Below are 11,230 nucleotides of genomic sequence, written 5' to 3'. Positions count from 1 at the left end.
GTTCACCGCGATAAGTACCGAAGGCAGTGGGGGGAACGGATTTTCGCTCAGGCTGAGATCGAACCGAGCCTGCGTCCGCTGACTTCGGTGCTGTTGCGAGGGCCGAGATTCATCGGCCACCCGCACGCTCATCTGGCCGCACCCCAGCGCACGGCCGCGGCACCGGCGAAATCACCGGCGTGTGCGAACGCCGACAACAGCACCACCGAGCCGTTGCGTAGCCGACCGGCCCGATTCTCGGTATCGAGCGTGACCGGAATGCCTGCGGCGAACAGATTTCCGCACTGCTCGAAGGTGTCCGGATGCCGCTCCGGCGGCAGTTCCAGCGCATCGTGCCAGTTGCGCAGGAACAGCCGGTTCGGCTGATTGGTGATGAAGGTGTCGATATCGCGGCCCTTCACCCCGATCCGATCGCACACCGCCAATGCCACCTCAGGTACCAGCCGATTGCCGCGTGCGAACACCTTGGTGATCTTCGATTCGGTGAAACTGACGCAGCCCTGCCCGTCGCCCGGCTCCCAGTACTTGCGCTCACCATTGGTCGAGAACTCCATATCCCCGGCGAATTCGGGATAGGTGCGGCATTCGATATCCAGGATCGGCGCGGAATCGTCCTTGACCAGCAGTCCGACACCGCAGGCGTCGCCGGGCACCGGTGCCTGGGCGAGTTTGCGGATTTCGGTCTGGGTGAACACCGGGCCCGCGCAGTTCTGGGTGGCCGCGATGAGCGCGGTGCGAGCGTCGGTCGTCTGCAGGATCATCCTGGCCATCGCCATCATGTGCACGAAGGCCGCACAGCCGCCGTTGTGCACGTCGTAGACGAAGCGGGGCTTCATCCCGAGGCGGCGGGCTGTCTCGGGTCCACAGCCCATCACCGGATTGTCCGGCAGCTGGGTGTGCGTGATCAGCACATCGATATCCGTGATCGCCTGTGCGCCATGGCGTTCGATCAGCGGTGCGACGGCGCGCTCGACCATATCCACCGCGGTCTCGTCCCTGGCCACATGGTGGCGCGCCTTGGGCGAGCGGAACATGACGTTCTTGGCCATCCGATCGGACCGGCTGTACTGCGTGAAGTATTCGGTGCCGACCGGCTCACCCGGCAGATAGCTCGCCACATCGACAAGGCTGACCGTCGGCAGTCCTGGGGCGCCCGGGTTGGCGGGGGCTTCGGAGTTCGAGTTCATGGTGCGGCCTCACTTCATCCAGTCGGGCTTGATCGGAAGACCGTTTGCCGCACGGTATTCGCAGATCGCCTTGAGGTTGTCCATCTCGAGCTGGTGCCCGGCGGAGAACATCTCCCAGAAGTCGCCCACCCATACCGGCCGCTTCTCGGGAGCCGTTTCGGGATAGGGGTTTTCGTCGTAGAACGGGTGGTGGCAGTTCACCCACAGCACCACCGAACCCGGCTTGTTGAACACCACCTGGGCATCGATCACCCGCAGCAGGTAGATCATCCACAGGTGCTGGCTCTGATCCCAGGCGCAGTGGTAGTCGACGGTCATGCCCTCGCGGTGCGCGACGGTGCGGGTGAAGATCTTGGTTCCCGGGCCGAGCCGGTCCCAGGCCAGCCACAGACCCGGTTCCTCGGTCTCGACGAAGCCGCGCAGGCTATAGGTCCACTCCTCCAGGCTGCGGGTATCGGCCAGGTATTCCCACACCTCATCCGGCGGCGCGGCGATATACGCCTGCACCGGACAGTATTCGCCGAAGATCTGGTCGTGCGGATACACCGACCGCAGCATGTCCATGATGATCGGAGTGGTTGCGTCCTTATCTGAGTTCTCGATCCGCAGCACGCCGGGGACTACGTCTTCCGGAATGTCGCTGAGGGCGGGGAGGGCGCTTGTTGTCACGGCTTCTTCTCCAATGTCGCGAGAAACGGGATGAAGGGTGGAACTTCGTCGGGGTCGACGTCGATCGAGATGAACGCCGGCCCTTCGGATTCGACGCATCGCCCCAGTGCGATGGCCAGGTCTGCGGTAGTACGGACGGAGTAGGCAGACAGTTCAGGGAACATGGCATCGATGCCGGCTCCCAGTTGTGTGGGCCGAAATCGGTTGAAGCTGTAGCGATCTTGGTAATAGAGCTGTTCGCGAGTGACACACATGGCGTGCGCGTTGTTGTTGAGCACGATGAAGGTGACCGGCAGCTGATGTTCGATCGCGGTGTGCAACTCCATGCCGTGCATGTAGAACGCGCCGTCACCTGCGACGACGACGGTGTGTCTTGTTCCGGACGGCCCACGATGGCGTGCGAATGCGGAACCTATTGCGGCGCCGAACGCGTAGCCCATCCCGCCCATGCCGAGCGCGACCACGAATCGGCCGCCGCGCGGCACCCTCAAATGGTGCACCACCGCGGCCCCGGTATTGCCCGCATCCGCGAAAACGTCCGTGCCCTCGGGCAATAAAGCCTCGATCGTCTCGACCAATTCGCGGTAGCGCAGACCGGGACCGGTCGACTCGGGCACCCGCAAGGGCGTCAGCGCATGCGGAGGATACGGATGACTCTCTTCGATGCCGTCGGTGAATTCATCCGCGAGTTCGGCCAGATCCCGCGCGAGATCCGTGCTGGTGGCGTGGATCGCGGACAGATACGGTGCGGCGACACCGATATGCGCGACGGTGCGGTCGGCCAACAGCTCGTCCAACCCGGTGCGCGCGGTAATCGGCATCGGTGTGCCGACGATCAGGCACAGGGTCGCCGAGCGCAGTGCCGCCGACAACTCCGGATGTCCCATACTCCCGGCAACACCGCAGAACGCCGGGTCGGCATTGTCGTAGGTGTCCTTCGCATCCGGGGCGACCCCCACCGACGCATCCAATGCGCGTGCCAGCCGAGCGAGTTCGGGGCGGGCGTCGTCGCGCGCGATTTGGTCGCCCGCGATGATCACGATCTTGCCGACCCTGCGTGCCGCGGTCAGCGCGGCGCGCACCCGAGCCAGGCCGCTTTCATCGCGCCGATGCGTCGGCGGTGTCGGCCGGAACGGCGGGCTATCGCCGATATCGCTCTGCTGTACATCCTTGGGCAGCAACAGGACCGCGGGGCCGCCGCGCCGGGCGGCGTCGACCGCCCTGGACAACTTTTCGGGCAGGTCGGCGGCGGTCTCCACCCGTGCGCAGTACTGGGTGATCTCGCCGAACATCCGGGCCGCGTCGATGGTGCCCGCGAGCCCGCTGGAGTCCTGGAATGCGCCGTTGCCCTCCAGGGCGGTCGGTGGCTGCCCGACCAGCGCCAACACCGGCACCCGGGATGCGAACGATTCGGCAAGTCCGGCAACGAGATTCATCGCGCCGCCGCCGGAGGTGGCGGCGACGACGCCGAGCCTGCCGGTCGAGCGGGCATAGCCGTCGGCCATGGTCGCGGCCGAAAACTCGTGCTTGGCAACGATTCCCGTGACGTCGTAGGGCGCATCGAATAGCGCGTCGTATAGATCCTCGATATTCGCGCCGTCGACACCGAAGATGTGCCGCACCCCCAGGGTTGAAACCGCTCGAACCAGATAATCTACGACCCTGCTCGTCATCGGCCCTCCTCTCGCAGTGACCGGCCGCGCGCCTGAGGCGAGCACGGGCGCGGTCACGAATTGCGTACACGTGAACTACGAGGTGGACTGCTCGGCGGTTCAATCCCTCGCGCACGATGTATTCCGCGCACGATGTGCTCGGGAGATTCTTGTGAGCCCCCACATCTTGCGTGTACGTATACATCTACGTATAGTGAGTTCATGCCCAACAAAACGATCTACGTTGCCGATGACGACCTGCCACTGTTCCAGCGTGCGCAGGAGCTGGTCGGCGGCAACCTTTCGGGGGCGGTGACCACCGCACTGCGGCGGTTCATCGAGCTGGAAGAGGGCAGGCTGGAGGGCTACGACGAGGTAGTGCTGCGGGTCGGCCACAACGGTGTGCGTCAGGTCCGCTTCTCCGGTGCCCTGCTCGGCGAGCACCGCGACGTGAACGAAGAGCGCATGGAACACGTCCGGGTGTATCGCAGTCGGAAGGGCAAATTCGTCATGCATGCCCAGTATTCGAACTGGGACGAATACCCGCAGAGCACCAACTGGGTCAAGGATCTGACGAACTGGCGTCGCATGCTCGGCGTCGGTGATCAGGACTGGGGTGACTTCATTTTTGAGATCGTCGATTCGCTCGGCGAATTGAAGGGAAAGATTCCGGACAAGCTCTACGAGCGAGTGGCCCAGATCGCCGACCGTCCGCCGGTCGAGGAACTCGACATCTAGTAGAACCCGCTACCAGCCGAATACCACCTCTCATAACGCCGCACCGGACTCCGGGCGCGGTGCGGCTGAAACATGCTGTCATTCGCATTAATTTATGAAAATCCCTCGAAAGGAAGACCATGACCAACGGTCATCGCGCCCCCGCCATTTCGGCGCTGGGCCTGCGTAAATCGTTCGGTGAGCACGTGGTGCTCGACGGCATCGACATCACGGTCCAGGAGGGCACGATCTTCTCCCTCCTCGGCCCGAACGGTGCGGGCAAGACCACCACCGTGCAGATTCTCACCACGCTGCTGCGCCCCGATGCGGGTGAGATCCGCGTCGACGGCCACGATCTGGTCACCGAACCCGATGCCGTGCGCACCGCGATCGGTGTCACCGGCCAGTTCTCCGCGGTCGACGAATTGCTGACCGGTCGCGAAAACCTGGTCCTGATGGGTGATCTGCACCATCTGCCGCGCCGCGAGAGCAAGCGCCTGGCCGCCGAACTGCTGGAGCGCTTCGACCTGGTCGAGGCCGGTGACAAGACCGCGGCCACCTACTCCGGCGGAATGGTGCGCCGGCTGGATCTGGCCATGACGCTGGTCGGCGATCCGCGCATCATCTTCCTGGACGAACCGACCACCGGTCTGGATCCGCGCAGTAGGCGGGCGATCTGGGAAATGATCCGCACACTGGTCGACGACTACAGCGTGACCGTCTTCCTCACCACCCAGTACCTGGAGGAGGCCGATCAATTGGCCGACCGGATCGCGGTACTCGACCACGGCCGGATCGTCGCCGAGGGCACGGCCGCCGAATTGAAGCGGCGCATACCCGGCGGACATATCCGACTGGAATTTGCCGATCAGCTCGGATTGGCCGCCGCGGCAACGGCATTAGGACCGGAGGCGCGCGTCGTCGATGACGCGGCCGAGGAGGAATTCACCCTCGCGGTCCCCAGCGACGGCGGCGTCAAGTCGCTGCGAGCGGTACTCGACCGGCTCGATTACGAGCAGATCGAGGTCGCCGGACTCTCGGTGCACACCCCCACCCTCGATGACGTATTCCTCACCCTCACCGGACATCCCACCGCCGAAAAGGAGACCGTGCGATGAGCAGCACGATGACCTACGCGCTCGCCGACTCGAAAACGATGTTGCGGCGCAGCCTGCTTCATGCGAAGCGGTACCCGAGCATGACCTTCAGCATCATCCTCATGCCGATCATCCTGCTGCTCACCTTCAACTTCGTTTTCGGTGGCGCACTGGAGAAGTCGTCCGGCGGTAACTACATCGACTACCTGACCCCGGGCATGCTGTTGATGATCCCGGCGTATATGACCGCGGGTGTGGCGGTGTCGGTCTGCACCGACACCACCAAGGGCATTGTGAATCGATTCCGCACCATGGCGATTTCGCAGTCCTCGATACTCGCCGGACATGTGGTCGGCGCATTGATCCAGGCCCTGCTCGGCATCGCCGCCATGGTCGGTGTCGCGGTGCTCGTCGGTTTCCGGCCGTCGGCGAATATCGTCGAGTGGATCGCCGCGTTCGGACTGCTCGCCATGCTCGTCTTCGCACTCACCTGGCTCGCGGTCGGTATGGGTTTGGTCGCGTCGAGTCCGGAGAGCGCGAGCAATATGCCCTTCCCGCTCATCATGCTGCCGTTCCTCGGCAGCGGCCTGGTCGGCACCGACACCATGCCGGTAGTGATGCGTCAGTTCGCCGAGTACCAGCCGTTCACCCCGCTCACCGAAACCATCCGCGGCCTGCTCATGGGCACGGAGATCGGCAATAACGGCATCATCTCCATCGCCTGGTGTGTCGGTCTGGGGCTGGTCGGATACTTCTGGTCGACCTCCGTCTTCCGCAAGCAGGCCCAGCGCTGAGTCACCGAAAGCTTCGATCCCCCCACCGAATTCGGCGGGGGGATCGAAACATGTCAGACCGTGCCGGACAGCAGCGTCTCGCCGCTCGCCGCCTTCCGGATCTGCACCGCCTGGATCTGATCCGGCGCCTTGTCGATGGTCCGGTCGATCGTCAGCTCGGTGCCGGGTCCGGCGGGCCACCGGTCGAGTTTGGCCTGGCTGCCATCGGTGCCGATGACGTACAGGTCGAGATCCCAGTCGTACTTCTGATCGCTCGGTCCATAGCTGCAGGTCATCACGATCCGGGTCTTTCCATCGGCCTGCAAGACCTTGAAGCTGGCCGTCACCGGATTCGGTGTGATCGGTTCCATACTGCGTTCGGCCACAACCTGTTCGGCGCTCGGCTTATTCGCCGCGGTGACCGCGGTGACCACCGGAACCGCGATGGCCACCGCCGCGGCAGCCGACGCGACCGCTGCGCCGACGGCCGCCCACCGGCTGCGCCGCCTACGCCTCTCGGCCGCATCGGCGAGCCGGGGCAGCAGCTGTGCGGGGGGATCCGCCTCGGCCGCAGTCTTTTCCGGCGGCTCGATCATGGCGAACGCGGTGTCGGGATCGACCATGGAGAGCAGACCCGGGAGTCCGGCGAGATCGGCTACCGCCGCCCGGCAAACCGGGCAGCCCGCCAGATGCTCTTCGTACTCCCGCCGTTCGGCGCGGGACAGGGAGCCGAGGATGTACGGTGCATCCCACGTCGAGTAGTCGTCGGCGATGTCCGTCATTGATTCGTCACCCCCATCTCCTGTAGTGCCAGCCGTAGCGCACGCATGCCGTAGTGCATGCGAGATTTCACCGTGCCCGCCGGGATGTCGAGCTCCGCGGCGATCTGGTGGGTGGAAAGTCCTCGATAGTAGGCCCGCACGATCACCTCGCGATGATCGGCGCTGAGTCTGCTCAATGCGTCCGCGACCAGCCAGCCGTCCAGGGCCCGGTCGGCCTGATCCGGTGCCGCCTGCTCCGGCGGGCTGTCGGTGCGGAATTCGCGCCGATTGCGGGCGCTGCGGTGCTCATCCACGGCGAGATTGCGCGCGACCGTGAACAACCACGCCCGCGCCGATGTCGTCGATTGATCGAGCACATTCGGGCGCTGCCACGCCCGCAACAACGTCTCTTGCACGATGTCCTCGGCCCGACCTGGATCGCGAACCAAACCGAGCGTGTATCGCCATAGCGCCGAAGCATGTTCCTGATACAGAACCCGCATGAGCTCGGCTTGTTCTTCGGGCATTTGTCACCTCCCGCTCATCCCACGAATCAGGAGGGCCAAAAGGTTCAATGCGCGCCGACATGTCAATTACGTTCTAGTTCGATCGGATGCGTCGCGAGGAGCGATAGGGGCAATGGCTGGCGGCGCAGCACGTGGGCCCACAGGTCGGGGCGGCCGGTACTGATCGGATCCGAGGGCAGCGCCGAAAGGACGATCCAGTCGTTGTTCTGCAGTTCGCCCTCGAGTTGACCGAAGGTCCAGCCCGCATAGCCCGCGAAGATCCGCAGACCCTCGATCAGCGGGGTGATCTGATCCGGGTCGGCGTCGAGATCGACGAGCACCACGCGGCCATCGATGCGGCGCAGTCCACGGACGCCCGCGATCGACGCGCCGACCCGGATGGTGCCCAGACACAGCGCGGCGTCCCGTTTGACCGGGCCGCCGATGAAGAGCGTGCGCGGCGCGGCGGCCGCCTCGGACCAGCGCGGCAGCACGTCGTGCACCGCGGTATCGCTCGGACGGTTGAGTACGACGCCGAGGCTGCCCGCCTCGTTGTGTTCGATGATGTACACGACGGTGCGCCGGAAGGTCGGCTCGACCAGTTCGGTCGCCGACACCAACAGGGTGCCTGCGCGAACCACCTGCTCACCCTGCCGGAAATCGCGTCGCTTGCGGTCACCGTGTCCGCCGCGAGTTTTCCGATCGTCCGGGTCATCTCCGCGTGCCACACCGACATCATCGCACTGGCGAGGGTGGTTCGTCGGTCAAGCGGCGTGGCGGATTCTCGGACCGGCGGCCGGCTGACCCTTTCGAGCGACCTGCAAGCAGTCGCTAGCGGCCCCTTTCGAGCGACCTGCAAGCAGTCGCTAGCGGCCCCTTTCGAGCGACCTGCAAGCAGTCGCTAGCGGCCCCTTTCGAGCGACCTGCAAGCAGTCGCTAGCGGCCCCTTTCGAGCGACCTCGAGCAGTCGCTAGCGGCACCTCGATCACTCGCGAAACAGACCGGTTAGGGTGTGGCAATGGAACGGCCCGAGGTCCTCCTCGACAACGCTGACACTGTGTACGACTTCTATCGCGACCACCGGCAGAACCGGCTGAAGGCATGGGGGGCCTACGCCATTCTCGGACGTCGATACCATCCGCGCGTCACCTATGCCGAGGGTGCGCAAAAGCTGCTGCACCAGGTGATTCGCCAGCGCAGGCCGTTGCTCGTCGCGCTCAACCACCTCTCCGAATCCGACCCGTACACCGTCGCCGCGGCGGCCTGGCGCAGCGAACTGCGCCGGGTGATCGGACGGGTGCGGGTACTGGCCAAGGACGAGTTGTTCCTCGATCCCGACCAGCGCCGCAAGATCGACATGATGGGCGGGATCCCGGTATTCCGCGGTAAGGACCACGGCCTGCGGGCGGTGAATGCGGCCGGGCAGCGGATGATGGATATCTGCGCGGAGCGGATGGCAAATGGTGACGGCATCGCGGTCTTTCCGGAGGGCACCTGCAACGAGGTCGACCACACCGAGGTGCAGCCGGTGGGCAGCGGGATCGGCCACATCGCATTCCGCGCGATGAAGTTGGGTGCGCAGCCGGTGCTGCTCAGCCTGGGTTTGAGCTATGGGCCGCGACCCGATCCCAGCGTGCCGGTCACCAAGGAGGAGGCCAAGGCCGCGAGCTTCTATTTCGGGGTGCCGATCACCGAACTGCCGACCAAACCCGCGGAAATCGCCCGGCTGGTCCGCACGGATCTACAGCTGGCACTCGACGGAGCCGTCGCCGCGTACTGACCTACAGCGGCAGGCCGAGCTTCTGGCGGGCCCACTGCGGAACCATCGCGATGTACTCCGGCCTCGACTCGACGACGTGACGCACCATCGGGCACATCGGCAGAATGCCGAAACCCTCCTGACGTGAGGCGTTCAATGCCGCCTGCACCAGTACCCGGCCGCATCCCCGGCCTTCGTACCCGGGGTCGATCTCGGTGTGGATGAAGGCCCGTTCGGCGGCGGTGTCCTGATATTCGGCGTAGCCAGCGATGGCACCGTCGACGTAGATCTCGAAGCGTTCCAGCGCGAAGTTGTTGCGGACCTCAGTCGACATGGCTCGACGCTACTCCGGTGGGTGTGGATGGCTGTGCACCGCAATACCAATCGCACCCGATCGCCCGCTCGACTTGTCTACCGGTGCCCGGCTGACCAGAATGCTGATGGTCGCGCCGAATCAGCGATGGGCCGGCGGAGGTACGAAACATGATGAGGACGCCAGGTTTTCCACGAGCGCTGGTCGCTGTCGCCGCCGCGAGCCTGATCAGCGGATCGATCGTGACGGGTTGGGCCGAGGCCGCACCCGCGGCATCCTTCGGCGCCTGCCCGGACTCGTCGGTCACCGAGGGGCGCGGTGTGCGGTGCGCGGTGATCTCCGTGCCGATGAATTACGCCGACCCCGGCGGCGCGCGTATCGAACTCACCGTCAGCCGGATCGCCGCAACCGGGGAGCGTCACGGCGTCATTGCCGCGAATCCGGGCGGACCGGGCGCGGATGCCCTCGACTACTGGGCTCGTCGGATCGATTCGATGCCTGCCGAACTCAACGAGCATTACGACCGGATAGCGGTGCAGCCGCGCGGACTGCGCTGGGCCACCCCGCTGCGCTGCGATTCGCAGACCATCAGTGCGGCGTCGAAATCGGCTGAGGGCGAACAAGTTTCGATGGGCGGCGGTAATCGCGACGATATCAAGAAGGCCTGCGACGCGGCGTTGCCCGGCTACCTCGACAGCATCACCACCGAGAGCACGGCCCGCGATCTGGACGAGGTGCGCGCCGCGCTCGGCGTGGATCGGATCAGTTATCTCGGTACGTCATACGGCACCTATCTAGGCGCGGTGTACGCGTCGTTGTTCCCGAGCCGGGTGGATCGAATGGTGTTGGACTCCAACGTCAATCCCGATTGGGTGTGGACCGAGGAATTCGCGCAACAGCAGGTCGCGGGCAAGCAGCGGCTCGACGACCTGTTCGCCTGGATCGCCGAACACAGCGGCGACTACGGGCTCGGTGATACCGCGCTGCAGGTCTACCAGAACTGGGTGCGGCTGGTCGCCGACCAGGGCGGCGGCTGGTACGCCAACCTGACCCCGCCACCCGCGAGCGTCGCCGACCTGCCCGGCGCGCTGCCCGAACCGCTCGCCGAAATCGCCCGCGACGGTTTCAACGACAGTGTCGAGCAAGCGGGCAAGGTGCAGAATCTGGTGCGTCTGCTGGTCACCGGCGGCGCGTCCGCACAGGTGCCGCTGGTCGGTGCGACCGCGGTCGCCACCTACACCCGCACCTTCTGGCCGACCTTCGCCAGGGCGATGGCCGAGGCCAACATCGATCCGAAGAACGTCCGCCAGCTACTCGCCATCGAGGGTGCGACCAGCACCGATCCCACCGGACGCTTCGTCTTCTCGGCCATCACCTGCAACGAGAACAATGTGCCCGGCCGCTCCGAGCTGATCGGCTCGGCCATCGCCACCATCGCCACCGGCGGCAATGCCATGGACGCCCGCGCCGATCTGGTCCGTTCCGGAACCGCCTGCGGCAGTTGGAAACCGGTGACCAAGCCGGTGCCGATCACCGGAACGGATCTGCACACCCGCCCGCTACTGCTGCAGAGCCGCTGGGATGCGCTGACTGCCTACGCGGGCGGCCCGGCCATGGCACAGGCGCTCGGCGGATCGCTGATCACGGTCGAGGGCGGCGACCACGGCGCATTCGGTCGCGGCAACACCGTCGTCGACGATGCCGTGATGACGTATCTGCGGACCGGTCAGGTCACCATCGACCACGCCGACCAGGCGCCGTTGGGGTAGGGGTGCCGCACATTCCCCGACGTGCGC

Annotated in this window: 12 protein-coding genes; 5 read left to right on the top strand and 7 right to left on the bottom strand. The window is 65.3% G+C overall.

The window, feature by feature from the left end; translation table 11 throughout:
• Positions 1-128: 128 nt before the first annotated feature.
• The 3 genes from ON44_RS32355 to ON44_RS32345 are packed head-to-tail and all read right to left on the bottom strand — an operon-like array spanning position 129 to position 3,529.
• On the bottom strand, positions 129-1,187 hold the full coding sequence (locus ON44_RS32355) for a 3-oxoacyl-ACP synthase III family protein (RefSeq protein ID WP_174415191.1): 1,059 nt from the start codon (positions 1,185-1,187) through the stop codon (positions 129-131).
• A gap of 9 nt (positions 1,188-1,196) precedes the next feature.
• Positions 1,197-1,856 carry an SRPBCC family protein gene (locus tag ON44_RS32350; RefSeq protein ID WP_040697298.1) on the bottom strand — a complete coding sequence of 220 codons (660 nt, stop codon included), beginning with the start codon at positions 1,854-1,856 and terminating at the stop codon, positions 1,197-1,199.
• Entirely contained in the window at positions 1,853-3,529 is a 1,677-nt protein-coding gene (locus ON44_RS32345; RefSeq protein WP_040697295.1) for a thiamine pyrophosphate-binding protein, read from the bottom strand. The genes ON44_RS32350 and ON44_RS32345 overlap by 4 nt, the downstream gene beginning before the upstream one ends.
• A 201-nt stretch (positions 3,530-3,730) precedes the next feature.
• Here ON44_RS32345 and ON44_RS32340 point away from each other — a divergent pair, with 201 nt between their 5' ends.
• The 3 genes from ON44_RS32340 (at position 3,731) to ON44_RS32330 (ending at position 6,116) form a co-directional block, all read left to right on the top strand.
• Positions 3,731-4,246: an EXLDI protein gene (locus ON44_RS32340; protein ID WP_040697293.1), complete on the top strand. Its 516-nt coding sequence runs from the start codon at positions 3,731-3,733 to the stop codon at positions 4,244-4,246.
• A 119-nt stretch (positions 4,247-4,365) separates the two neighbouring features.
• Complete coding sequence (locus ON44_RS32335; protein ID WP_040697290.1) at positions 4,366-5,343, top strand: daunorubicin resistance protein DrrA family ABC transporter ATP-binding protein; 978 nt, start codon at positions 4,366-4,368, stop codon at positions 5,341-5,343.
• On the top strand, positions 5,340-6,116 hold the full coding sequence (locus ON44_RS32330; protein ID WP_040697286.1) for an ABC transporter permease: 777 nt from the start codon (positions 5,340-5,342) through the stop codon (positions 6,114-6,116). The genes ON44_RS32335 and ON44_RS32330 overlap by 4 nt, the downstream gene beginning before the upstream one ends.
• A gap of 53 nt (positions 6,117-6,169) precedes the next feature.
• On the opposite strand, the gene ON44_RS32325 is transcribed toward ON44_RS32330, so the two are convergent.
• The 3 genes from ON44_RS32325 to ON44_RS32315 all read right to left on the bottom strand — a co-directional run bounded on the left by ON44_RS32325 (position 6,170) and on the right by ON44_RS32315 (position 8,090).
• A complete protein-coding gene (locus ON44_RS32325) occupies positions 6,170-6,877 on the bottom strand; it encodes an anti-sigma factor family protein (protein ID WP_040697283.1) in 708 nt (235 codons plus the stop codon).
• Positions 6,874-7,383: a sigma-70 family RNA polymerase sigma factor gene (locus ON44_RS32320; protein WP_040697280.1), complete on the bottom strand. Its 510-nt coding sequence runs from the start codon at positions 7,381-7,383 to the stop codon at positions 6,874-6,876. Before ON44_RS32320 ends, ON44_RS32325 begins: the two co-directional genes overlap by 4 nt.
• A 62-nt stretch (positions 7,384-7,445) precedes the next feature.
• On the bottom strand, positions 7,446-8,090 hold the full coding sequence (locus ON44_RS32315; RefSeq protein WP_040697278.1) for a YqgE/AlgH family protein: 645 nt from the start codon (positions 8,088-8,090) through the stop codon (positions 7,446-7,448).
• A gap of 290 nt (positions 8,091-8,380) precedes the next feature.
• Here ON44_RS32315 and ON44_RS32310 point away from each other — a divergent pair, with 290 nt between their 5' ends.
• On the top strand, positions 8,381-9,142 hold the full coding sequence (locus tag ON44_RS32310; protein ID WP_040697277.1) for a lysophospholipid acyltransferase family protein: 762 nt from the start codon (positions 8,381-8,383) through the stop codon (positions 9,140-9,142).
• A gap of 1 nt (position 9,143) precedes the next feature.
• Here the strand turns inward: ON44_RS32310 and ON44_RS32305 are convergent, their stop codons facing one another.
• Complete coding sequence (locus ON44_RS32305; protein ID WP_040697274.1) at positions 9,144-9,455, bottom strand: GNAT family N-acetyltransferase; 312 nt, start codon at positions 9,453-9,455, stop codon at positions 9,144-9,146.
• A 149-nt stretch (positions 9,456-9,604) separates the two neighbouring features.
• Here ON44_RS32305 and ON44_RS32300 point away from each other — a divergent pair, with 149 nt between their 5' ends.
• Positions 9,605-11,203, top strand: a complete 1,599-nt coding sequence (locus ON44_RS32300) for an alpha/beta hydrolase (RefSeq protein ID WP_040697272.1) — start codon at positions 9,605-9,607, stop codon at positions 11,201-11,203.
• The last annotated feature ends 27 nt before the right edge of the window (positions 11,204-11,230 follow it).

This window comes from Nocardia vinacea NBRC 16497 (assembly GCF_000308835.1).
Classification (GTDB): Bacteria; Actinomycetota; Actinomycetes; order Mycobacteriales; family Mycobacteriaceae; genus Nocardia; species Nocardia vinacea.
This window is presented reverse-complemented; position numbering and strand designations above follow the sequence as displayed.